Source organism: Alteromonas gracilis (assembly GCF_036870955.2).
GTDB classification, from domain to species: domain Bacteria; phylum Pseudomonadota; class Gammaproteobacteria; order Enterobacterales; family Alteromonadaceae; genus Alteromonas; species Alteromonas gracilis_A.
Genome location: NZ_CP145482.2, coordinates 760,621 through 783,437, shown reverse-complemented (window position 1 = coordinate 783,437; position 22,817 = coordinate 760,621). Strand labels below are relative to the sequence as shown.

Here is a 22,817-nt window from a genome sequence, read left to right as displayed (position 1 = left end):
CGTGACGTCAATTCGTCGCTTTCTTATCTTAACGCTTACCAGTGCACTAGTGCTTATTGTATTTAGTGCGGCACTACACGGCTATCGCGCTACCATAGGTATATCGACCACCCTACTGGACAATGAACTGACTGCGTTAAATAGCGCCATTGCATCGTTTGATAGCGGAACATCAGGCAACGAGCACACCTTATTATTCCAGATATGGCAAAACGACACCTTAATAAAGAGCTCAAATAGTGCGTTAACCACACCGCTATCTGAATTCAAAAACGGTTTCTCTGAAAAAAATGTGCTTGGAACGCGATGGCGTGTATATACCGCTTATTTACGAAGCGAGAAAAAGTGGTACATGGTAGCGCAACCATTGAGTAATCGTTTTGTATTAACCGATGCGCTCACGGTTGCTTCAATTACCCCCTTTATAATAAGTGTCCCCCTTCTCGCCATTATTTTGTTTTTAGGGATCACTTGGGGACTTTCGCCACTTAAACAGCTTTCTCGACAACTGGCAAAGCGAACAGGTAATGATTTTTCCACTATCTCTTTAGATAGGGAGCCAAGCGAATTAAAACCTATTGTATCCACACTCAATTCAATGTTTACTCGACTAAGCGCGGCATTTGAAAGAGAGCAACAGTTTGCCTCTAATGCTGCACATGAACTGCGCACCCCGCTCAGTGTGATGAAAATCAATATCCATAATATTGCAGAAGAGCTGGGGGAAAACGGCAAACAGCTTCAAACACTGCAACGCGATACAGACAGAATGATCCACGCGGTAAACCAATTCTTGCTACTAACACGCACCAGTCCAGAAACCTTTGTAGAGCAAAAAGAGCAGGTAAATCTTTATTTTGTAGCCCAAGAAGTGATTAGTGATCTCTATGGAAAAATAGAAGCCAAACAGCAAGACATTGCTTTGGAGGGCGATGAGATTTGGTTAAACAGCGTTCACTTCATGTTGTACACCTTGCTACAGAACCTAATTACTAACGCCAGCAACTACTCACCAGATGGGGCACAAATAGTTGTACGAATAAAAAAACGGGCCTCCACGGTAGTATTAAGTGTCGCAGACTCTGGCCCTGGAATTCCGCGAAGTGAACGAGAAAGTGTACTAAAGCGTTTCAACCGCGCTACCCAAGCCAAAGCGACGACGGGAAGTGGTTTGGGCTTAGCCATAGTTTCGCAAATTGTTGCTCTGCATGATGCAAAAGTCGTACTTGATGATGCAGAGCTAGGCGGCCTTGAAGTAAAAGTGGAGTTTAACAATGAACTCTTACTTTAAAACTTCTCTCGCAATTTTAGCCGGTGTGTTCTCGTTTGCGTCTCCTCGCGCATATGCGCTTCCTGAAGTGGTGGTAGAAATAAAAAACCACCTTTTTTATCCTCAGAATGTTGTGGTACCTGCAGGAAAAAAAGTACGACTTACGTTTATCAACTTTGACGATACGCCAGAGGAAATTGATAGTTTTTCGCTTAACAGAGAAAAAGTGATTTTCGCCAACAGCAAAGGCAGCATTTATATCGGCCCTTTGAAACCGGGTGAATACCCGTTCTTTGGTGAGTTTAACCCCAACAGTGCTGTGGGTAAAGTTGTCGTAAAAGCACATGAAGAGGTGCGCGATGCTGATTAATACCGTGGTACTTTTTTTGCGCGACACGCTGCCAATCTTTCTGTTGCTGAGTGTACTCATTGCATTGCCGGGTGTACCTCGTTTCTCACTAGTATGGCGTGTCGGTTTAATGCTTGTGACAGCAGTTATTATGTATTCATATCTTGGCGTTATCTCTGAGCTAGCAGAGGGTGCAGGGTTTGAATTGCTGAAGTCTCTACTATTGGTCAGCGCATGGTTCGGTATATGTATGCTAGCGATATTCCCATATTCAAAAGGACGCACAGTAAGTTTAGGTATTACACTACTTGTGCTTGGTATTGGACTTCCTAACAGCCTGCATTTTATGGTGTATTTTGTGTCCGAACTAACCCGTAATAGTGATCATTCGTTGCTGATTCTTGGCACTACAATTGGCTTGGGGATCAGTATTAGTATCGCTATTTTGCTAAACATTGCCCTTACACATTTTGTAAGCGCCAAAGTAATGTTTTGTTTCACGACACTATTTGTGGCCGCGCAAGTTGCGAATGTAGCCCTTCTCCTTGAACAAATCGATATCTTGCCTACGTCAAAACAAATCTGGGACAGCAGTCACCTTATTAGTGATAACAGCGAATACGGGCATTTATTGAACGCCCTAATTGGCTACGAAGCCACACCATCAATGAGTTACATGATGCTATTTTTATTATCCTTGGCTGTGCCTAATGCCATTGCCGCTTTGAAAAAGCACACTCCTGCACTGTGGCAACACGTGGAGGGTATTCGATGAAACGTATTCTTTTAATGATGTGTTCTGTGCTTGCTACCTTTGCCGCGAGCGCTGACAATTTCACCGTTGATAGAGTCTACCAACCTTACGTTTTACCTTTTGAACGCGAATTCGAATGGCGCCTAACCTCACGTCAAAATGACAACGGGAATGTGTTAATGCAACGCTTCTCATTTGGGCATGCGCTTTCTGAATTTGTCATATTAGAAGCCTACGTTGTAGGTGCACGCGATGAAAACCAAGATTTTGGTTTGGAATCTTACGAACTTGAACTGCGTTGGATGGTGACTGAGCAGGGGCGGTATTGGGCTGATTGGGGAACCCTATTTGAATTAGAAAAGCAGCACAATACCGATGACTGGGCAGCGAAAGCGGGAATTCTTACTGAAAAAGAGTTTGGTCAGTTCAGTCTAACGACCAATGTAAGCTTAGTGTATGAGTGGGGAGAAACCGTAGCCAACGAGTGGGAAGGTGAATTCAAAGCAAAGTTCCGCTATCGCTGGATCCCAGAAGTACAACCTGGTATTGAGATGTATGTGGCTGAGGACTATGTAGGTGTTGGACCAGCCTTTATGGGCATAAAACGCTTCGACAGACAAAAGCAATTAAAGTGGGAGCTCGGTTTCATTGCTGGGCTCAATGGCGATAGCAAGGATCATACATTACGTATGTCCCTCGAATATGAATTTTGATTTTAAAAAAAGCGTTAACTTAAGGTTCTCTTAAGGTAGCGCATCAATACTCATACCATCGAAGAACACCAGAGTGTATGTATGAGCCTTACGTTATCAGTAGCACCCAACTCATGTGATGATAAGACTACTCGTCAACATGAAAAGCGGTGCCCATCACTAGCTTTCATTACAGCCAGCCTTACACATCCAGCTAGACACAATATTGAAACCTTTATCGCTAATGGTTTCGCCACCCGCTATGACGCACATATTAGTTCGTTCATGCCTATGTTATTTGCACTTGAAGTTAACGGAATAAAGGCAGCTGTTGGCGCTAGGTGCAGTGGTACTCAAAATACGCATCACGCACTTTTCATTGAGCAATATCTTGATAGCCCTATTGAAGTCGCGTTAGAGGCCCAGGAGATTTTTGCGCAAAGACACGACATTGTTGAAGTAGGTAACTTATTTAGTAGCGCGTCGCGTTACACGCTGCCCTTGTTACTTTCATTATTTTTTTTGTTCTCGCAAATTGGCAAAAAATATCTTGTGTTTAGTGCAACAACTCAAGTGCAACAACTATTACAGGGTGCAGGTATTTCGCTTACTACATTAGCGAACGCTGACGTTAATAGACTCGCTGCAGACCGCGATGATTGGGGCACCTACTATGACACTGCGCCGCAAGTTATGGCGTTGTCTCTTCAAGAAGTTACTCACCATGTCATGCGCAGCAGCCCTCTTCGTCAATACTATCAACAAGCGGTTGGACTCATTGCAAGCTCTGATAGCGAGCTTCAGCTGCGCAGCGCTTTGGCTTATCCGCAAAAAGGAGCATCTCATGTTGCTTGAAAAGTACTTAACTAGTGATGATGCTTCTGTTGCACTTAAGCATCATGGAAAGTCGTTAACCTACCGTGAACTTAAAGATGCCATCGCGCAACTCGCAAATTGGATCACAACCAATGATGTGAGCCGTATCGCTATTGCTTTTGACAACAGTTTCGCTTGGGTAGTCGCTGACCTTGCGTGCCAGCAAGCTGAAGCGTGCTGTGTGCCTCTCCCACTCTTTTTCAGTGAGCAGCAGCAGCAACACATACTTAGCGAAAGCCAGTGTGAGTACCTACTAACAGATGCAGAGCCCCCTACTTTCGCGTCAACTACGATGAAACGCGTGTGTAAAAGTGTCGATATTGTTGGCTATGCACTAACCTCTGACAAAACATCTGTATGTATGCCTGAAGGGACGAACAAAATTACTTTCACGTCAGGGTCCACTGGTGCGCCAAAAGGCGTATGTTTATCCAGTAAATCTCAGTGGAAAGTTGCAGAGTCAATTAGCAGTACTTTTGAGCTAGACTGTGTCAACCACTTGTGCCTGCTTCCGCTATCAACGTTACTTGAAAATATCGCTAGTGTTTATGCCCCATTGCTTCACGGTGGCACAGTGCAACTTGCATCAGCAAGTACTAGAGGCTTTGAAGGTAGCCGTCTTGTAAACCCACAAGCGCTAATTGGCTTAATTGATAGCGTCCAACCAACGTCGGTTATTTTAGTACCCGAGTTACTCATGGTATTGCTTCATGCCTGCTCACAAGGTTGGGTTCCACCTTCGTCGTTGTCGTTTATCGCCGTAGGTGGTGCACATGTATCACCTGTGCTGCTGGCACAAGCACAAGCTAAAGGCCTACCAGTCTATGAAGGCTATGGTCTGTCAGAAGCCGTTTCGGTCTCTACGCTTAATACGGGGCAATGCAATGTAGTAGGCACGGCAGGAAAAGCACTCGGGCACAATGCACTTCATATAGATAACGGTGAAGTGGTAATAACGGGCAACCACTTTTTGGGATACCTCAATCAAGTAGAAAGCTTTTACCCAGCGCACGTCAGAACCGGAGACTTAGGCGTGATAAAGGATGGCGTCTTAACTCTCAGTGGCCGCAAGAAAAACATCATGGTGAACAGCGCAGGTAGAAACGTATCGCCTGAATGGATTGAGTCTCTGTTGATGGGAAGTGGCGTACTGCGCCAAGTGGTCGTCTTCTGTGAAGCTCGTCCACACTGTGTTGCTTTGCTTGTCCCTGCATCGCCTCACATATCCATTGATGGAATACATAAAGCCATTGCGTTGATTAACCAACAATTGCCCGACTATGCCCAAATAGAAAACTTTGATGTGGTTGCGCCATTTACGCCAGAAAACGGGTTGTTAACCCAAACTGGCAAGATTAAGCGCGACGATGTGATTACGCACTACAGCAGCACAATAGCTGCGCTGTATCGCGACCCTCAATTAATCTCGCACACTGAAACCTGTACGCATCCTGAATCTTGTGCGACTCAAACGATCACCTTTGGAGAGTAAATAATGTCTTTTTATCAACAACTTCAAGAAAGTACTGAGCAAGCTAGAAACCTGTTTTTACAGGCACCAATAATTCAACGTTGTTTTAATGGCGACTTTTCCCTTGACGATTATATTGCGTTTCTCCAACAAGCGTATCACCACGTTAAATTTACCGTACCGCTTCTTATGGCTACAGGCGCTAAATTAAGCGAAGACAAAGAGTGGCTGCGTGAAGCCATTGGCGAATATATTGAAGAAGAAATGGGTCATCAAGAGTGGATTTTAAACGACTTAGCTGCGTGTGGTGTGGATAAGGAACAAGCTCGAAATGGACAACCTGCACCTGCGACTGAACTTATGGTCGCTTATGCGTTTGATGCCATTGCACGCAAAAATCCACTTTATTTTTTCGGCATGGTGTTTGTACTTGAAGGCACCAGTATTGCGCTGGCAGACGCTGCAGCAAAGCAAATTAAAGATAAACTATCACTGCCTAGATCTGCGTTTAAGTATTTAACCTCACATGGTGCGCTTGACCAAGAGCACATCGTTTTCTTTGAAGGGTTAATGAACCAAATAGTAAACCCTCAAGAACAAGCCATGATCATTCACAGCGCCAATATGTTTTATCGCTTGTATGGGGATATTTTCCGTGAACTTACTCCTGAGCACGGTTTACGTCCTATTGCACAGATTGCGTAACGTGTGTAGCACTGTTTTTATAGGGTTAACTCAAGGTAAAGCGTGATGACTATTCAATGGCAAAATCAAGTAATACTCGTAACAGGTGCTAGTGGCGGCATTGGACATGCCATTGCTAAAGCACTTGATGAGAAAGGTGCGCACCTCATCTTAACGGGCAGAAATGAAGTAAAACTCAAACAGCTGCAACAGTCGCTCAAACATCAACATACCATTGTAGCGGCGGATATCTCGCATTGTGAAGGCAGAGAAAAACTGATTCACACGTGCGAGCGATTACCAGTGAGTATGCTGATAAACAATGCTGGCACAACCCATGTCGGCCAATTCAGTGATGCCCCTATCGAATCAGTGGTGACTACCAACCTACTCTCTCCAATGCTGCTAACCCAAGCGCTGCTTCCCCTTTTAGAGCGACGCCCTCATGCGCATATCGTCAATATTGGCTCTGCCTTCGGCAGTATTGGTTTTGCTGCGCATAGCACCTACTGCGCAACCAAATTTGCGCTTAAAGGGTGGACTGAGGCCCTTCATCGTGAGTATCACAACAGTAATATTGGATTTCACTATGTAGCACCAAGAGCAACGTCTACGGCGATTAATGACGAGAAAGCTGTAGCGCTCAATAACGCACTGGGTAATCACGTTGATACACCCGATGTTGTAGCACAAGCACTTGTTAAAGCACTCGAGCAAAACAAAGCGCGGCTAAGCATTGGCTTTGCAGAACGCTTTTTCGCCAAATTAAATGCCATTTTACCCAATATTGTTGATAACGCATTAGCCAAAAAGCTACCCATTATTAAACGCCATACATTCAGCAAAAGTGAGCAGAACACGCACATCGATACTGTGACAAATACCAACGACTTATCCAGTAAGTTGGTTTAACACCGGAGTGAACATTATGAAACATTTAACCACTTTAACCCGAATGACGCTTCTTACATTATCTTTAGGCGCAATGAGTTATGCAGTTGCGCAAGATAACGCAAGGCCGTCAGCAAGCGATATGTCGCCATCTTCTGTGCAACAAGAGATACAATCTCCCCTCTCTATGCTTCAGCATGAATGGGCACACATCAACTACGAAGTAGAGGAAAAGCAAAAAGAAAAAGCATTTGCCGCGCTTATTGAAAAAGCGAAGTTTTTTGTTAGTGAAGATCCCAACAATCCAGAGTTGATAATATGGCAAGGAATTATTCAATCAAGCACTGCAGGCGCTAAAGGCGGGCTGGGCGCATTAGATTATGCCAAAGCCGCGCGCAAGAGCTTTGAGCATGCTATGCGATTAGATGAAAATGCCTTAGCAGGTTCAGCCATGACAAGTTTAGGTGTGCTCTATCATAAGTTGCCTGGTTGGCCGATTAGCTTTGGCAATGACAAGAAAGCCGAAAAGTTGTTGAAACACGCGTTGGAAATAAATCCAAATGGGATTGACCCCAATTATTTCTATGCCGAATTTCTCTATGACAATGGTGAGTATGCTCAAGCACGCATCTATGCCAATAAAGCAAAACAAGCCCCAGCAAGAGCAGAGCGTCCACTTGCTGATTTAGGAAGAAGACAAGAAATTTCTCGACTTGAAGCCAAGCTAGCTCAAAAAAGCTAATAGCAACCTTAAATTCAAAGTGCTCGTAATAATGCTATTGCGAGCGTGTTACCTCTCCCAGTACGCTTCACATCAGTATTATCAACGTTAATGGCAAGACATAGTCGCTTTTCTTTTAAAGAATCGCTAAATTACCGCTCTTTCAAAGAACTTAGGCGCATTTAGCGCACTTTTCCATCACCTTTCATTCTTTTAAGGAACGTTTTCATGTTAACAACGTATTTAAAACGTCTGGGCTTCTTAGGTATCGTATCGCTATCACTTATGGCACATGGCGAGGACCAAGGGGCACCTTTATTGTCTCTTCAACATCAATGGGCAACAGTAAACTATGAGATGGAAGGCGATGCACAACTTGACGCGTTTTTACGTCTTATAGACCAAGCCAAGAACTTAACCGAACTGACATCAAACAGTCCGCAAGCACTTACATGGCTAGCCATTTCGCAATCAAGTACAGCAAGTGCCAAAGGCGGGCTGGGCGCATTGGACTATGCAGAAAGCGCCAAAGACAACCTAGAAAAAGCTATTGAAAAAGATGAACATGTATTGGAAGGTGCTGCACTTACCGTTTTAGCCGCGCTTTATCATAAAGTGCCGGGGTGGCCTGTCAGTTTTGGTAGTGATAAAAAAGCGGAAGCATTGTTTAAACGCGCTTTAAAGGTAAACCCCCAAGGTATGGATCAGAACTTTTTTTACGCAGAATTTTTATTTGATGATAAAGAGTTTAGAAAAGCACAAAAGCACCTTGATATCGCAAAAGATGCCCCTGAAAAACCAAACCGACCTTTGGCCGACAAAATGCGACGACAAGAAATTGCGAAGCTACAAGAAAAGCTGAGCACTAAACTCTAGTTAAACTCTCAATTATCTTTTAAGACACGCGCTTTGTAGGTATATCAGTTTTGTAAACTGGCGCGCATAACGCGCCAGCCACCACCATTAACAATTTATTCACACGACTTATCTATGTGTATAAAAGTCAATCGCTTCTCTTCTATCCACTTCACTTCTACTATGAGTACCGTGTATGTAAATGGTATAAGCAGATGGCAAAGATCCCACGTACAAAGAGTAATGATCACAGCGCACAAATGAGTCAAACGCGTCGCGACTTTATTGAAGCTCAAACAGGTGTAGCATTGACCCATACTGGGCACTACTCTGTGCCAGAAGAAACGCTTGAAGGGAATATTGAGAACTTCACGGGCGTTGCACAAATACCAGTGGGTTTTGCAGGTCCTATGAACATAAATGGAGAACACGCTAACGGTGAGTTTTATGTGCCTATGGCCACTACAGAAGGTACCTTGGTTGCCAGTTATAGCCGTGGCATGCGTCTTACGCGTGAAGCCGGAGGTGTTACTACCACAGTAATTGATGACGCCATGCAGCGCGCTCCTATGTTTGCCTTTAAAGACGCTCGCGAAGCACTCGCTTTTGGCAGCTGGGTAAAACAACATTTTTCAAGCATTAAAGCAGCGTGTAATGCGACAACAAGCGTTGGGCGCTTGCGCGACATCGAACAGCACGCAGTGTCTAAACTACGCTGGTTACGATTTAACTTTACCTGTGGTGATGCCGCAGGCCAAAACATGGTAAGTAAAGCCACTAAAGCGGGCTGTGAATGGATCATGGCGAATTACCCTGCCCCCATTGATCACTTTGTGCTAGCCGCTAACTTAGACACAGATAAAAAGCACTCTCACCTTAACTCACTACATACTCGCGGGAAACGAGTAGTTGCTGAAGTGACCCTGCCTCGTCAACTTGTTACCGATATAATGCATTGCACGCCAGAAGCACTATATAAGCAGCGTCAGTACTCAAATATGGGGGCTATGATGGCGGGAAGTGTGAGTAATGGTGCTCATTTTGCGAATGGTATCACCGCGCTATTTATTGCTTGCGGTCAAGATGTGGCGAATGTAGCGGAGTCCTCTGCAGGGTTTACCTTTGCAGAAATTACGCCCCAAGGCGATTACTATTTTTCAGTTACGATCCCGTCATTGATTGTCGCCACATATGGTGGGGGCACGGGCCTTGCCACCCAAAATGAATGCTTAAATGTTTTGGGCTGTAGCGGCAAAGGCAGCGTGAACAAGTTCGCAGAAATTGTTGCCGCCACGGTGTTGTGTGGTGACCTGTCGCTAGGATCCGCCGTCGTTTCAGATGAATGGGTCAGCAGCCATGAACGTTTAGGCCGGAATCGATAACACCGTTGCTCGCTAATGAACAACAAGACTTGGGCGCGTGAGTACAAAATACGCGCCGCATCCCATAAAAATTGCAACACAGATATAAGCAAGTAACGGCATAGAAGCAAATAAACACAGCCCCGCGAAACTTAACAGCATACTGCAACAGGCAATGCACTTCACTTTTTTAGAAATCGCACCATGACGCCGCCACGCCTGCAAAGAGGAGCCAAATCGAGGATGATTTACTAGCCAGAACTCCAAGCGCGGCGAAGACTGTGTGAAGCAATAAAGTGCGCCGATAAGAAACACTGTTGTTGGCATAACAGGCAAGAATGCGCCAACCACTCCAAGTGAAGTAAGTACAAAACCACACAAAAGATAAAACGGTTTTCTCATAGACTTTACATACCAAGAATATGCCATTCACTGCAGCAACAGCTTGCCCTTAACTTTTTTAACGATATTGCCAACTTGCTGCAATACAAAGTGTTTTTACGAGTGCATTGTTAACCATAGCTTATTTCACTGCTGTGTGCATTGCGACAAATCAAACAGTAAAAGAAATCGCTAATACTAATCAACGATTCTGAACCAATACACTATAGATAATGATAACAATAACAGTTATCATTTATACTAATATTTAAAAACCAAACTTAACCCCTTTGTTAACGTTAGATATTGGACAGTAGTATCAATGAAGTATATAGCTGCAGTTATTACCGCCGCGCTGGCAACCAACGCCTTTGCCCAAGAAAGCGGAACTACAACACAAAACACACCACAAGATACCAACAATGCAGATACAAAAGAAGTAGAGCGTGTTGTCGTGACCAGCCGAGCGTTAAACCTTTATCGCAATGGGGAATCATCCACAGGTAAGCTCAGTGTTGACCCACTAAATGCGACGCAGCAAATTACCACAATCAACGAAAGCCTTATTCGTGACCAAGGTGCACGAAATGCTAAGGATATTTATCGAAATATTGCTTAGGCGTTAGTCAATTTAGCTATGCAGGCGTTACCGCACGAGGATTTAGACAAGAAGAAATTTTCTTTGACGGCTTACGCGGTGACCCCTACGTAGGGTTTAACGTTCCACAACTGTTCAATGTTGAACGGCTCGACTTCCTAAAAGGCCCTGCAGGAATGCTTTACGGTGCTGGCGCACCAGGTGGACTGTTCAATTATGTAACCAAAAAACCACAGTCAGAATTTAGCGCCAATGCACGTGCAATTGCAGGCTCGCACTCTCGCACTGGCGGCTCGGGCGAAATTACTAGCGCATTAAGCGACAACCAAAATGGACGTCTAGGCGTTTTTTACGAAGAGCAAGATACCTATCGCGATAATAGCGCAAGCGAAGTGTTTATTTTCGATTCAGGCTACTCATACGATTTAAACAATCACTTGTTCACGGCCCAATATACCCATTATTCGCAAGATCTTGATGGCAATCGACTGCGTGGTGTGCCCACAGATGACGCTGGAAACTTCTTAACCGATCGTTCGTGGAACCATAACGAGGCCAGTGACTTCTTGAATCTTCGCTCAGATGTTGTGCAACTATCACTTGAAGGCCAAGTAACATCATCAATGAGTTACGACACTAAGCTTCGCTATATTGATAATGAGCAAGCGCAAAACTATCACGAGCCCCGTGCGTTAATTGATAGCGACGGTGATGGTGCGATCGACTTGGTCGGTAGAGAATTTAGAGACCAGCTACGTGAACAAGAGCAGATAAGTTTCGCGGCAAACTTTGTCTACGAAGGAACATTGTTTAACGCAAATCAACGCACTGCTTTTGGTGTGGACTTGTATAAGGGCACTGAGGATGCATTGTTAGGTGGTACTGCATTTAGCGCCGATTTTGTGGAGCGCTATTTAGCGGGAACATCACTCGACTCAGACATTATTCCGCTTAGGTTGACTTCTCCTAACTATGGTGAGTCTCAACCGGGCAACTACGATGTAAACTTTAGAGCTCCACGTACGACAGAACAGGTGCGCAATGGTGCATATGTGCTTAATGAACTTGCTTGGGATAAATTTACGCTTGTTACTCAGCGTGCGCTATGACAAATTTGAAGACGACTCAAATGGCACTGCGTTCGATGACAACAACGTAACCTATCGTTTGGGTGCAATCTACAAGGTCACCCCTTCCATCTCATTATATGGTCAATGGGCTGACTCTTACGAGCCGCAAGGAGTAGGCAGCCAAGCACAGCAAGCTGGAGGCCCCTTTGAACCAACCACGGGTGAAATCATTGAAGGTGGGGTGAACGCAGAGTTGTTCGACGAAACGACGTTACTTCGCATGGCAGTGTATCAAATTAAACGTCAAAACCTACTGCAAAATACAGGTCTTGATCCTGAAGGTGACGGTATTGATAACCTTGCACCTGTGGGCGAAGTCACCAGTGACGGTATAGAAATAGAAGTTATCTCTGACATTACGCCAAACTGGATCATGAGCGTGGCCTACAGCTATAACGATGCACGCATTACAGCTGACAATGGCGGTACTACAATACGAAACAGCGTTGGAGATAAATTTGCCAATGCCCCTGAAAACCAGTTAGGTTTTTGGACGCGCTATCAAGTACCTGAGTGGGACCTTGCGTTCGCATTTGGCGGTAACTACGTTGATGAACAGCTGAGCTTGTCTGGGCAAACAGTCAAATCTTATTTTGTGGCAGATGCCTCTATTACCTGGGAAGTCGAAAACTACAGCGTATTGTTTAGAATTGATAACCTATTTGATAGAGAGTATGCCGAGTCTGGTTTCTTGTCACGTACTGGTCACTTCCCTGGCAACCCGCGTAATGGCTTCGTAGAATTTACCTATAAGTGGTAAGGCTGCATAAGTTAAAAGGCGACGTACTTTGCTGCGTTGCCTTTTCATTTATTAAGCGCAGAGCAATGTAAATAACAGAGTCACTGTCATGTCTAAAACGCAAGAGCGTAAATATCTTAAAAAGCTCTATAACTTACATGCATGGGTTGGTTTTCAGCTGGCCATTGTTATGTTTGTTATTTTAATCACAGGGACATTTGCCACTATATCAAATGAAATAGACTGGCTTGTATTCGACGAAATGCGCGCAACCAGCCAGAATGGCAATTCAGGATCAGCGCCAGACTGGGCAGCGATTTATGACGCCGCATCCCACCATGCATCAGAGATAAAAATTAAGTCTATCTCGACAATGGGAAGCGATTATTTTACGTACCGCGTGCGCGCGCAATTTGAAGATGGTAGAGACAGGTTTGTTCATGTAGACCAGTATACTAATGAGGTTACAGGCGACATCCCGCTTCTTACGGTTCAACGCTTCTTGCGAGATTTTCACCGCTACTTATTTATGCCCAATTATTTGGGCATGCCCACTGTCACCTTCTTTGCTTTTGTTTTGGCAATATCGCTCTACACGGGCCTGAAGACCACCCGCAATTGGAAGACAGCAATCACTCGATTGCGATTTCGCCAGGGTCCTCGAGTACTACTAAGCGACTTACATAAAGTGTGTGGGCTATGGGCAATTTGGTTTGTTGTGATAATTGTTTTAACGAGTTGGTGGTATTTGTTTGAATTTGGCGCAGCGGTCGGCGGCACTCGATTTGAACCACCCGCCCCAAAACTAACCCATAGTATTCACGAGAAATACAACGCGCCTATTTCAGCACATCAACTTGATAAAGCGGTGCAGGTTGCAGAGAGTGCGATCGAGGACTGGCAAATCACCAGCATTCAGTTTCCTAGTTCACCCAAAAGCACACTCCGCTTCAAAGGTGTCGGCGACAACCCGCTTTTGCGAGACCGAGCACACAAGGTCGATATCGACCCTGTCACCCTCGACGTCATTGCTGTGCAGTCTCCGGACAATATGGCATGGACGAATTATATTAATGAGTATGCCGACCCCATTCATTTTGGGTATTTTGGAGGGCTTGCCACCAAGGCTATGTGGTTTATCTTCGGGCTGGGACTGACCGCACTATCAGCGACGGGCGTACTGATGACGTGGAAACGAACCAAAAGCACTGCATTGACGAAGGCGCAAATACGCACCCTACCCGTTTTTGCAGTATCGGCTATTTTTTTTGTGGTGTGGTTATCGCGTTATTTGTGAACTAGGTAACGCGCTTAGTATAAATTTGTTAGCTTGCTTGAACGCGCAATAGTTTAGCTATTGCGCTTGATAGTTTGCCAAAGGGTTTCCATTTCCTCTAGGCTCATTGAATTGAGTTCAGCACCTTGTTCACGGGCCAATTGCTCAACGCCCTTAAAACGCGCTGCAAATTTGTGGCTGGCCTTGCGAAGTGCCGTATCGGCATCCACTTTTAGATGACGCGATAGGTTGACCATTGCAAACAGTGCATCGCCAACCTCTTCTTCTATAGCGTCGTGATTAAGGGGTAATGTGCCGCCATCCTCAAAAGATTCACTCTCTGACGCAATATGTATCTCTTGCGCTATTTCATCGACTTCTTCGCGCACTTTATCAAGAACCAAGCATTACTTCAGGCCAGTCGAAGCCTACCTTTGCACATGCTTTTTGTAGCTTTTGCGCATGCATAAGTGCAGGCATGCCTGAGGGTACGTTATCTAAAATACTGTTGCTTGTCGCTTTTTTAGCACGCTTCTCTTGCGCTTTGATCGCTTCCCATTGAGCATTAAGCGACGCATCACTTAACGCATCACCGCAATTAGTGCCACCAAACACATGAGGGTGTCGCCGCACTAACTTATCACTAATGCTTTGCGCCACATCATCAAAAGTAAAGGCTTCTTGCTCCTTGGCTATCTGTGAATAAAACACTACCTGAAACAATAGATCGCCCAATTCGTCTTTGATATCGCCCATATCACCGCTGGCAATAGCGTCTGCCACTTCGTAGGCTTCTTCTATGGTGTAGCGCGTTAAGCTTTCCATGGTTTGTTTCACGTCCCATGGGCAACCCGTCTCTTTGTCACGCAGCTGCGCCATAATGGCAAGAAGCCGCTGCGTTTCACTAAGCTTAAATTTGCTTTCTTTTACTTTGCTGTCCTTAACTTTGCTTTCGCTTTGCATCTGTCACGCCTTTAAGCTGTCGTAAACGCGTAAGTACTTTAGACACTGTGTCTAAATCTTGTACTTCGATAGAGATTGTAATTAGCGCGGTTTGTCTGTTTTTATCGCTTAGGCTGTTTACACCCAAAAGCGGCACATTTTCATTTGCCAAAACGGTGGTAATGTCGCGCAGTAGGCCCGTTCTATCGTGGCAGAAAATATCAATCCCGGTTTCAAAACCTACTTTCAGTTCTTCAGACCAATTAACCTCAATTTGGCGCTCTGGATGTTGTGATAACAAATGCTGAAGCTGATCACAGCTTTCTTTGTGCACGCTAACACCACGTCCTTGGGTGATATACCCCAAAATAGGCTCGCCGGGCACAGGTTTACAGCAGTTCGCTAATTGACTCATTAGGTGGCCTACACCCTGCACCACAACAGCGTCTTTTTTGCCGCTTCCCGCTGCGGTTTTACGGGTTTTCACCTTCGGACTTATTTCAGGCTCGGTTTGAACAGGCTCTTGCAGGTGGTGGATAAAGTTAATCACCTGCATAACGCGCACATCACCGGCACCTACCGCCGTGTACAGATCATCCACGCTTTGTAAGTTAAACTTTTCAAATGCTTCTGCAGGCACTTTTGCTGGTAAGTGCGCTCGCTGAAGTTCGCGCTCTAACAGCTCTTTACCCGCTGCTAAATTTTTATCGCGATCTTGCTTTTTGAAGTACGAGTGAATGGTGGCACGGGCACGAGAAGAGTGCACATAACCAAGTCCTGGGTGCATCCAATCACGACTTGGATTTGGCTCTTTGCCAGTAAGTACTTCTATCTGATCACCACTTTGCAACAGGTAAGTAAAGGGCACAATACGACCATTTACTTTAGCACCAATACAGCGGTGGCCTACATTACTGTGAATGTAGTAAGCGAAATCAAGAGGCGTCGCGCCTTGCGGTAAGTCGATAACGTCGCCTTTTGGCGTGAACACGTAAACACGGTCATCAAACACTTGGCTGCGTAGCTCTTCAACCAAATCGCCCGATTCGGCCACCTCTTCTTGCCATGCCAATATTCGGCGAAGCCAATTAATGCGCTCGTCATAGCCAGACTGCTTACCCGTACTGCCCTCTTTGTACTTCCAATGCGCTGCGACACCTAGCTCGGCATCTTGATGCATTTTCTGAGTGCGTATTTGAATTTCAACCGACTTACCCTCAGGGCCAACAATTACCGTATGTATAGACTGGTAGCCGTTAGGTTTTGGTGTAGCGATATAATCGTCAAACTCGTTAGGCAAATGCTTATAACTAGCGTGAACCGTCCCCAATGCTGCATAACAATCTTGCAGGCGCTCAGCGATAATACGGACCGCACGAATGTCAAAAAGTTGCTCGAAAGTAAGACGCTTTTTCTGCATCTTCTTCCAAATACTGAATATGTGTTTTGGACGCCCGTACACCTCAGCGCGTATATGCTCGCCATCAAGTATCCCCTGCAAATCGCTAACAATCGTATCTATATATTCGGCACGCGCTTTGCGTTTGCCGTCTAATTGCTGCGCGATCTGCTTGTATGTGTTCGGGTGCAAGTAACGAAAGGCAAGGTCTTCCAGTTCCCATTTAAGCTGGCCTATCCCCAAACGGTTAGCAAGCGGCGCATAGATGCTTGCACACTCTCGGGCCACCATTACACGGGTTTCTTCATCAGCCTTTTTAACTTGCTGAAGTGCACAAATGCGCTCTGCCATTTTAATAACCACAGCACGCACATCTTCCACCATCGCCAACAGCATACGTCGTATGCTGTCGATATGCTGCTCATCCGATTTTTCAGCAAATCCAGAACCATTGACCTTGCGCGCATGAAGCGACTTGATAGCATCCATGCGGCGCACACCCACCACAAGGTCGCGTATTTCACCGCCAAATTCCTCGAAGATATCATCTTCACTCAACGCATGTTGTTCACAGTATGGAAACACCAGCGCTGCTTGAAGGGTGGCATCGTCCATGTTGAGCTGACAAAGAATTTCCACCATTTCCTGACCGACAAGGAGTCGCTCAGGAATATCTGATACCGCGGTGAGTTTTTCTTTGGTCTCAGCGGTCAAATTCAAACTATCCAACCACGCTTCAAACGGTGGTCTATCGGCTTCGTGTACCTTACGTGTTGATACCATATCCGTTACTCGTTACTGCTGCGCTGCGTAAATAAAGCCATCATTTCCATGTGATGTGTGTAGGGAAACATTTCTGCTACACCTGCCTTTTCCATGTGATAGCCGCCTTCTAGTAGTACTTTTGCATCTCTAGAAAACGTACTGGGGTTGCAAGAAACATACACTATCGCTTTTGGTAGCGCTTGTACAAGTGCATGACATACCGTCAAGGCTCCTTCGCGAGAAGGGTCAAGCAACACTTTGTCAAATCCCGCCTTAAGTGAATGCGTTACATTGTCTTTGTTCGACAAGTCTAAATGGTGCCAATCAACATTAGAGATGCCCTGTTTAAGTGCGTTCTCTTTTGCGCGCGTCACCATTACCGCAACACCTTCAATGGCTTGTACGCTAGCTCCCGTTTTAGCAATTGGTAGTGTAAAGTTACCCAAACCACTGAACCAATCAGCAATACGCTCACCGCGTTGTGGTGCCAACCAAGCAAGTGCTTGAGCGATCATTTTTTGATTGACTGGCCCATTAACTTGAATGAAATCGTTAGGTGAAGGGTTTAGGGTAAAACCTTCAGCTGTTGCTATCGACACATCAACGGCTGTTTGCCCTCGCACTCGAAGTCGCATTAATGCGCCTTTTTTATTCTCTAGCACAACTTGAACATCGTTAAGCAACGCAAAATCAACGAGGCTTTCAACAAGTTCGTTTTCAAGGGCTTTCATGTGCTTAATGGTGACTTGCGCAATGTTATCACCCGCCACCAGCACAATATGCCCTATATGCTTGGCGCTTTCGAAGCCTTCAAGCGCTTCGCGTAGGGCTTTCGGTAACGTTTTGAGTGGTTCCACCATTATCGGACAAGCATCAATGTTTACAACCTTGTTACTGCCCGCTTCACGGAAGCCAAGTTTAATGCGGTTGATGTTTCGTGCATCAATGGCAAGTCTTGCTTTTCTCCTGTATTGCTCACGGTTGCCCGATAGGGGCGGCTGCCAAATGGTGGGGTCCATTGCTAGCTGTCGAATAAGCATTTCTTTTAATGCTTGGTCACGATGCGACAACGCCGCTTCTGCATCTATATGCTGTAATTGACATCCGCCACACTGTTCAAATACCGAGCAAAATGGCGTAACTCTATCAGAAGAGGCATTGACTACACGACTTACGCAAGCGTTGGCTACCTGCTTTTTGCTAACCGTTATTTCTATTTCACAGGTTTCATTTGGTAGCGCCCCTTCGACGAATATCACCGGGTTGCCGCGCACCACCCCTTGCCCCATCCAATCTAGTGCATCTATTGAAACCAAGTTTTTTTGGGAGTCATGTGCAGACGTTATGTTAGAACCCTGTGCTTTAACATCTGTCTGTTTTTCCGATAAAGGTGATTTTTTGAAACGCACACCAGCGACCTGTGCATTAGCATTGGTGCGTTTTTTAGCGCCTTGCGCAGCGCTTTTCTTTTGCTTATCGCGCGATTGCTTAAACAGATTTGCCAAGTGAATCTCCGGTGGCAGAAATGTATTTAAAGGGTTTCAAGGATGACAGTGGCAACAGCGTAATGCTGTTCGTCTGAAATACTCACTACAGCGCTAGTAATACCTCTCGCTTCACAACGCGATGCAAACTCACCAGAGAAACGTAAGTGAGGTGCCCCCAACTCATCGTTTGTCACTTCGATGTGCTGCCAGCTGATGCCGTTGCCGATACCGGTCCCTAACGCCTTTACCGCCGCTTCTTTAGCGGCAAAACGCTTAGCCAAAAACCGCATAGGCGTTTTATGTTCGCAAAATTGTTGATATTCAGCAGGAGTAAGTACACGCTTAGCTAAGCGTTCGTTAACGCTATCGCCATCGCTTGGACGACTGCCTAACCGCGCTATTTCAATAATATCAGTCCCTAAACCCGCTATTGCCACGTGAAAGCCCTACCTTTTTACGTTTTCTAGATACCTGCGCGTGCTTCTAACATGAGCTTACGCATATCAGTAACCGCAGTATGTAGCCCATCGAACGCTGCGCGCGCAATAATAGCGTGGCCAATGTTTAGCTCAATTAATTGTGGTATCGCCGCAATCGGTTTTACGTTGTGGTAATGCAAGCCATGGCCTGCATTCACTTTAAGCCCTAAGCTATCGGCATACTCAATACCTTCAATTAAACGTGCTAGCTCTCTTTGCTGCTCATCTTCACCAGTAGCCTCTGCATACTGACCAGTGTGAATTTCAATGTAAGGCGCATTGCACTTTGCAGCGGCATCAATTTGCGCTTTGTCAGCATCAATAAACAACGACACTAAAATGTTGGCCTTGGCTAGCCTCTCACAAGCCGCCTTAATGGTGTCAAAGTTACCAGCTACATCGAGCCCCCCTCTGTAGTCAATTCTTCGCGCTTTTCAGGCACTAGACAACAAAAGACAGGTTTAACCTCCTCGGCAATGGCTAACATCTCATCTGTGACGGCCATTTCTAAATTCAAACGCGTATTTATGGTTTGCGCTAAAATGCGCACATCACGATCTTTAATATGACGGCGATCTTCACGAAGATGCACAGTAATACCGTCAGCGCCAGCGCGCTCTGCGATATCCGCTGCATGAACTGGGTCTGGGTAATGGGTACCGCGCGCATTGCGAAGAGTTGCGATATGGTCGATGTTAACGCCTAATAAAATCGTGCTCATTTCACCACCTGGGTTTTGTAGGCTGAACAAAGGCAACAGCCAAAAAATTTACCAATAAAGTCGCGCAATTGTAGCAAAGTTTTCAGACTACAGCGGCGTAAATGCTATCCGTTAACAGAAAATAATGTAATGAATTCGAGGGACTAGCCTTTATTTCAAATGCGCGAGTTAAGCACGCAAGCTTTATAAGCGACCTTTGGGCATGAATAATTCACGACTCTTAAGCGGTTTATCACCAATGAGCGGTTTTAGAAGGTCACGACAAAGGACTTTAGCGACTTTCTTGCTTAGTGGCGTAAACTCTCCTTGAGCGAGAGAAAGTAAAGCTGTTCCGGGAAAGCCTCTATTCCCTTGAATATGCTCGGGCATTTGCACAAAACCTGCGTCTGCTTGAAAATGATAGCTGCCGTTTTCTTCAATGGGCATCTCATATTCAACATCGGTCGTAAAATCAGGCAATAGCCCCATTTCATCTAACAATGCAAACTCGAATTGGCGCAATGTAACTTCTATGTCGCTTTGCTCACTCAATGACATTAGCGCCTGTTCGTAAGCACTGAACACGCCATCACTGGCAAGCCCATTTGGCATGATTCTATTGGCAAGTTCATTTACGTACATAGCGCAAAACAGTGGTGTTCCTTCGAGGGGGATTGAGGGCGAAACACTTTCAACATGCGATAAGTTTTTTAAATCAGACTTTCCTCTCAATTGAATACGTAATTGCTGGAATGGCTGCAACAAGCTCTTCTTGTCTGATTTACTGTTTTTGACACCTTTCGCTACTGCGCTTATACGCCCTTCTTCCAAGGTGAAAAAGTCAACAATATAGCTTGTTTCACGATAAGGACGGCGGTGCAGTACATAAGCGTTTAGCCAGTCGTTGTTCATAACTCTTCCACGTTGCTCATACCTTTTACGCATCCCTCGCTTTTTGTGTCAAAACGCTAGCTGCGCTTTATACGAACCACTTTCATGGTTTCAAACTTGATGCCCGCGACGTCTTCCACTTGTCTATAATAGGTCACGTTGACACGTGCCCCCTTGAGACTTTGATATTGTTGCTTTCGACGATAGATGAAAGGCACGTCAATACCTTCAAGCATAATGGTGTGACGAATCCAATCACTGTCTTTCTCTTCACGCTGGACATGCGACACCACTTTTGCATTGTCAGTCTGATTAAGCTGCTGGTGCTTCTCAACGAGTTTTTGCCGCTCGCTCTTCATGATTGACCTTCCTCAGCCCAAGGCTAGCACGCAGTGATTTGCTCAATGATGAGCTGCACCGTTTCCTGACCGCGAAAGACGTTAACATCAAGACGGTAAGCAATATGAACCCGTTTAACCATAGCATTAGGCCAAACGTTTAAATCCACATTAAACGCAATCGCATCAATTTCGTTGTTTCCATCACCTCTTAACACCATTTTAAGGTGTTTTTGCCCAACAAGCCTTTGGTCTAGCAAGGTAAATTCGCCATCAAATAATGGAGATTCAAACCCCTGCCCAAAGGGCCCTGCTTGACGCAATTGATGAGCAAACGGCAAACACAGCTCGCTGTCGGTTAAGTCGCCATCAGAAAGCAGCGCGTGATTGCCATCGAGCTTCGCCATATGTTGACTAGCAATAGCAACAAACGCGTCTTCAAATGCATTAAGATTAGCTAGTGGTAAACTAAGCCCAGCCGCCATGGCGTGTCCGCCGAATTTATCGATAACACCCGGGAAGCGCGTATTGACTTCATCAAGTACGTCGCGAATATGAACGCCAGGTATAGAGCGTGCAGACCCTTTAATTATCTCATCGTCTTGATGTGCAAAGGCAATCACAGGCTTTAAATACTTCTCTTTTAGCCTGCCCGCGACAATACCAATTACACCTTGGTGGAAGTCTTCTCGGTAAACAACTAAGGCTTCAGGCATTTCGCCTTCATTAAGGGCCATACTTTCAAGGGTTTGCTCAGCCTGGGCTTTCATACCCGTTTCAATTTCTCTGCGCTCTTTGTTAAGTGCATCAAGTTCCGCGGCAATCATTCTTGCCTGAATGGTGTCGTCTTCCAGCAAGCACGCTATACCTTGCGACATATCATCTAGGCGCCCCGCTGCATTTAAACGCGGTCCTACGACAAATCCCAAGTCTGTTGACGTTAGGTGAGCGCATTCTCGGTTTGCAACTTCTACCAGCGCTTTAATACCCGGGCGGCACTTGCCAGCCCGTATTCGCTGTAACCCTTGATGGACTAAAATTCGGTTATTTTTATCAAGTACCACTACGTCGGCCACCGTCCCCACTGCCACAATATCAAGTAGCGATGCCAAGTTGGGAACAGCAATATTAGCCTTTTCAAAATATCCACGTGATTGTAACTCGGCTTTCACTGCCAACATGATGTAGAAGGCGACGCCGACACCTGCTAGGTTTTTCGACGGAAAATCACAACCGGGTTGGTTAGGGTTTACTATCGCATCAGCTTCAGGCAGCACTTCGCCAGGCAAATGATGATCAGTGACAATCACATCAATTCCCTTTGCCTTAGCATGAGCGACACCATCAATACATGAAATGCCATTATCAACCGTAACAATTACGTCAGCGCCTTGCTCTGCGGCCACATCGACGATAGGCACACTCAGGCCATAGCCAAAATCAAAGCGGTTTGGTACTAAATAGTCGATCTTGTGGTGCCCCATCATGCGCATGGCTAAGATACACACAGAAGTACTGGTCGCGCCATCTGCGTCAAAATCGCCGACAATAATAAGCTTTTTGTTTTGCTCGACGGCATCGCTAAGCATGCGTGCGGCATCTTGCATCCCTTTTAACTTATCAAAGTGAGTAAGCCCTTTAAGGCCATTTTCCAAATCGTCAATGTGGGTAATATTGCGACCGCGGTAAATTCTATCGATAACAGGGTGAAGGTCGGCGCAAAGTGAAGTGTTTGTTACTTCTCTACGTACTATGGGCAATATCATGA

22 protein-coding genes and 3 pseudogenes are annotated in these 22,817 nt (G+C 45.5%); 16 read left to right on the top strand and 9 right to left on the bottom strand.

All coding sequences use genetic code 11. The annotated features are described in order from the left end of the window. Window position 1 precedes the first annotated feature (1 nt). The 11 genes from V6N89_RS03800 to V6N89_RS03750 all read left to right on the top strand — a co-directional run bounded on the left by V6N89_RS03800 (window position 2) and on the right by V6N89_RS03750 (window position 9,945). The gene (locus tag V6N89_RS03800; RefSeq protein ID WP_346993417.1) at window positions 2-1,291 is read left to right on the top strand and encodes an ATP-binding protein; all 1,290 of its coding nucleotides are present in this window, start codon (window positions 2-4) and stop codon (window positions 1,289-1,291) included. Then, entirely contained in the window at window positions 1,275-1,640 is a 366-nt protein-coding gene (locus tag V6N89_RS03795; protein ID WP_346993416.1) for a cupredoxin domain-containing protein, read from the top strand. The genes V6N89_RS03800 and V6N89_RS03795 overlap by 17 nt, the downstream gene beginning before the upstream one ends. Next, complete coding sequence (locus tag V6N89_RS03790; RefSeq protein WP_338516416.1) at window positions 1,630-2,394, top strand: FTR1 family iron permease; 765 nt, start codon at window positions 1,630-1,632, stop codon at window positions 2,392-2,394. Before V6N89_RS03795 ends, V6N89_RS03790 begins: the two co-directional genes overlap by 11 nt. Continuing rightward, on the top strand, window positions 2,391-3,086 hold the full coding sequence (locus V6N89_RS03785; RefSeq protein WP_338516415.1) for a hypothetical protein: 696 nt from the start codon (window positions 2,391-2,393) through the stop codon (window positions 3,084-3,086). The genes V6N89_RS03790 and V6N89_RS03785 overlap by 4 nt, the downstream gene beginning before the upstream one ends. An 81-nt stretch (window positions 3,087-3,167) precedes the next feature. Further along, window positions 3,168-3,920, top strand: coding sequence for a thermostable hemolysin (locus V6N89_RS03780; protein ID WP_338516414.1), 753 nt, complete (start codon window positions 3,168-3,170; stop codon window positions 3,918-3,920). Continuing rightward, the gene (locus V6N89_RS03775; RefSeq protein ID WP_346993415.1) at window positions 3,910-5,433 is read left to right on the top strand and encodes an AMP-binding protein; all 1,524 of its coding nucleotides are present in this window, start codon (window positions 3,910-3,912) and stop codon (window positions 5,431-5,433) included. The genes V6N89_RS03780 and V6N89_RS03775 overlap by 11 nt, the downstream gene beginning before the upstream one ends. Before the next feature lie 3 nt (window positions 5,434-5,436). Then, window positions 5,437-6,117 carry a TenA family transcriptional regulator gene (locus tag V6N89_RS03770; RefSeq protein WP_159623948.1) on the top strand — a complete coding sequence of 227 codons (681 nt, stop codon included), beginning with the start codon at window positions 5,437-5,439 and terminating at the stop codon, window positions 6,115-6,117. Window positions 6,118-6,162: 45 nt separating this feature from the next. Next, window positions 6,163-7,008: an SDR family oxidoreductase gene (locus tag V6N89_RS03765; protein WP_338520213.1), complete on the top strand. Its 846-nt coding sequence runs from the start codon at window positions 6,163-6,165 to the stop codon at window positions 7,006-7,008. 121 nt (window positions 7,009-7,129) lie between these two features. Then, window positions 7,130-7,729, top strand: coding sequence for a tetratricopeptide repeat protein (locus V6N89_RS03760; RefSeq protein WP_431189785.1), 600 nt, complete (start codon window positions 7,130-7,132; stop codon window positions 7,727-7,729). A 207-nt stretch (window positions 7,730-7,936) separates the two neighbouring features. Then, window positions 7,937-8,584, top strand: a complete 648-nt coding sequence (locus V6N89_RS03755; protein WP_431189765.1) for a hypothetical protein — start codon at window positions 7,937-7,939, stop codon at window positions 8,582-8,584. A gap of 194 nt (window positions 8,585-8,778) precedes the next feature. Continuing rightward, window positions 8,779-9,945 carry a hydroxymethylglutaryl-CoA reductase gene (locus tag V6N89_RS03750; RefSeq protein ID WP_346993414.1) on the top strand — a complete coding sequence of 389 codons (1,167 nt, stop codon included), beginning with the start codon at window positions 8,779-8,781 and terminating at the stop codon, window positions 9,943-9,945. Window positions 9,946-9,957: 12 nt separating this feature from the next. On the opposite strand, the gene V6N89_RS03745 is transcribed toward V6N89_RS03750, so the two are convergent. Next, window positions 9,958-10,326: a YbaN family protein gene (locus V6N89_RS03745; RefSeq protein WP_338516411.1), complete on the bottom strand. Its 369-nt coding sequence runs from the start codon at window positions 10,324-10,326 to the stop codon at window positions 9,958-9,960. A gap of 301 nt (window positions 10,327-10,627) precedes the next feature. Between V6N89_RS03745 and V6N89_RS03740 the strand changes: the two genes are divergently transcribed. The 5 genes and pseudogenes from V6N89_RS03740 to V6N89_RS03720 all read left to right on the top strand — a co-directional run bounded on the left by V6N89_RS03740 (window position 10,628) and on the right by V6N89_RS03720 (window position 14,069). Beyond that, entirely contained in the window at window positions 10,628-10,924 is a 297-nt protein-coding gene (locus V6N89_RS03740; RefSeq protein WP_338516410.1) for a hypothetical protein, read from the top strand. A 56-nt stretch (window positions 10,925-10,980) separates the two neighbouring features. Then, window positions 10,981-11,049: pseudogene (locus V6N89_RS03735) on the top strand (hypothetical protein); the annotation flags it as partial. 30 nt (window positions 11,050-11,079) lie between these two features. Beyond that, on the top strand, window positions 11,080-12,012 hold the full coding sequence (locus V6N89_RS03730) for a hypothetical protein (protein ID WP_346993413.1): 933 nt from the start codon (window positions 11,080-11,082) through the stop codon (window positions 12,010-12,012). Next, window positions 11,990-12,793 carry a TonB-dependent siderophore receptor gene (locus tag V6N89_RS03725; RefSeq protein ID WP_346993412.1) on the top strand — a complete coding sequence of 268 codons (804 nt, stop codon included), beginning with the start codon at window positions 11,990-11,992 and terminating at the stop codon, window positions 12,791-12,793. The genes V6N89_RS03730 and V6N89_RS03725 overlap by 23 nt, the downstream gene beginning before the upstream one ends. 88 nt (window positions 12,794-12,881) lie before the next feature. After that, window positions 12,882-14,069: a PepSY-associated TM helix domain-containing protein gene (locus tag V6N89_RS03720; RefSeq protein ID WP_338516407.1), complete on the top strand. Its 1,188-nt coding sequence runs from the start codon at window positions 12,882-12,884 to the stop codon at window positions 14,067-14,069. A 53-nt stretch (window positions 14,070-14,122) separates the two neighbouring features. Here the strand turns inward: V6N89_RS03720 and mazG are convergent. The 8 genes and pseudogenes from mazG to recJ all read right to left on the bottom strand — a co-directional run bounded on the left by mazG (window position 14,123) and on the right by recJ (window position 22,815). Beyond that, a pseudogene (gene mazG / locus V6N89_RS03715) lies at window positions 14,123-15,011 on the bottom strand (nucleoside triphosphate pyrophosphohydrolase). Next, the gene (gene relA / locus V6N89_RS03710) at window positions 14,989-17,172 is read right to left on the bottom strand and encodes a GTP diphosphokinase (protein ID WP_346993411.1); all 2,184 of its coding nucleotides are present in this window, start codon (window positions 17,170-17,172) and stop codon (window positions 14,989-14,991) included. Before relA ends, mazG begins: the two are co-directional and overlap by 23 nt. Before the next feature lie 5 nt (window positions 17,173-17,177). Next, window positions 17,178-18,659 carry a 23S rRNA (uracil(1939)-C(5))-methyltransferase RlmD gene (gene rlmD / locus V6N89_RS03705; protein WP_346993410.1) on the bottom strand — a complete coding sequence of 494 codons (1,482 nt, stop codon included), beginning with the start codon at window positions 18,657-18,659 and terminating at the stop codon, window positions 17,178-17,180. A 26-nt stretch (window positions 18,660-18,685) separates the two neighbouring features. Beyond that, complete coding sequence (gene acpS / locus V6N89_RS03700; protein ID WP_346993409.1) at window positions 18,686-19,078, bottom strand: holo-ACP synthase; 393 nt, start codon at window positions 19,076-19,078, stop codon at window positions 18,686-18,688. A gap of 26 nt (window positions 19,079-19,104) precedes the next feature. Next, a pseudogene (gene pdxJ, locus V6N89_RS03695) lies at window positions 19,105-19,841 on the bottom strand (pyridoxine 5'-phosphate synthase). A 183-nt stretch (window positions 19,842-20,024) separates the two neighbouring features. After that, entirely contained in the window at window positions 20,025-20,732 is a 708-nt protein-coding gene (gene recO / locus V6N89_RS03690; protein ID WP_338516405.1) for a DNA repair protein RecO, read from the bottom strand. Window positions 20,733-20,788: 56 nt separating this feature from the next. Further along, a complete protein-coding gene (locus tag V6N89_RS03685) occupies window positions 20,789-21,070 on the bottom strand; it encodes a hypothetical protein (RefSeq protein WP_338516404.1) in 282 nt (93 codons plus the stop codon). Between the two features lie 23 nt (window positions 21,071-21,093). Beyond that, a complete protein-coding gene (recJ, locus tag V6N89_RS03680) occupies window positions 21,094-22,815 on the bottom strand; it encodes a single-stranded-DNA-specific exonuclease RecJ (RefSeq protein WP_338516403.1) in 1,722 nt (573 codons plus the stop codon). Window positions 22,816-22,817: the final 2 nt, after the last annotated feature.

Coding starts and splice junctions, on each gene's coding strand:
- V6N89_RS03750 (WP_346993414.1), top strand. CDS start 8,779: ATGGCAAAGATCCCACGTACAAAGAGTAATGATCACAGCGCACAAATG.
- V6N89_RS03720 (WP_338516407.1), top strand. CDS start 12,882: ATGTCTAAAACGCAAGAGCGTAAATATCTTAAAAAGCTCTATAACTTA.
- relA (WP_346993411.1), bottom strand. CDS start 17,172: ATGGTATCAACACGTAAGGTACACGAAGCCGATAGACCACCGTTTGAA.
- V6N89_RS03730 (WP_346993413.1), top strand. CDS start 11,080: ATGCTTTACGGTGCTGGCGCACCAGGTGGACTGTTCAATTATGTAACC.
- V6N89_RS03790 (WP_338516416.1), top strand. CDS start 1,630: ATGCTGATTAATACCGTGGTACTTTTTTTGCGCGACACGCTGCCAATC.
- V6N89_RS03685 (WP_338516404.1), bottom strand. CDS start 21,070: ATGAAGAGCGAGCGGCAAAAACTCGTTGAGAAGCACCAGCAGCTTAAT.
- V6N89_RS03795 (WP_346993416.1), top strand. CDS start 1,275: ATGAACTCTTACTTTAAAACTTCTCTCGCAATTTTAGCCGGTGTGTTC.
- V6N89_RS03780 (WP_338516414.1), top strand. CDS start 3,168: ATGAGCCTTACGTTATCAGTAGCACCCAACTCATGTGATGATAAGACT.
- recO (WP_338516405.1), bottom strand. CDS start 20,732: ATGAACAACGACTGGCTAAACGCTTATGTACTGCACCGCCGTCCTTAT.
- V6N89_RS03760 (WP_431189785.1), top strand. CDS start 7,130: ATGTCGCCATCTTCTGTGCAACAAGAGATACAATCTCCCCTCTCTATG.
- V6N89_RS03770 (WP_159623948.1), top strand. CDS start 5,437: ATGTCTTTTTATCAACAACTTCAAGAAAGTACTGAGCAAGCTAGAAAC.
- V6N89_RS03745 (WP_338516411.1), bottom strand. CDS start 10,326: ATGAGAAAACCGTTTTATCTTTTGTGTGGTTTTGTACTTACTTCACTT.
- V6N89_RS03740 (WP_338516410.1), top strand. CDS start 10,628: ATGAAGTATATAGCTGCAGTTATTACCGCCGCGCTGGCAACCAACGCC.
- V6N89_RS03765 (WP_338520213.1), top strand. CDS start 6,163: ATGACTATTCAATGGCAAAATCAAGTAATACTCGTAACAGGTGCTAGT.
- recJ (WP_338516403.1), bottom strand. CDS start 22,815: ATGATATTGCCCATAGTACGTAGAGAAGTAACAAACACTTCACTTTGC.
- V6N89_RS03755 (WP_431189765.1), top strand. CDS start 7,937: ATGTTAACAACGTATTTAAAACGTCTGGGCTTCTTAGGTATCGTATCG.
- V6N89_RS03785 (WP_338516415.1), top strand. CDS start 2,391: ATGAAACGTATTCTTTTAATGATGTGTTCTGTGCTTGCTACCTTTGCC.
- V6N89_RS03775 (WP_346993415.1), top strand. CDS start 3,910: ATGTTGCTTGAAAAGTACTTAACTAGTGATGATGCTTCTGTTGCACTT.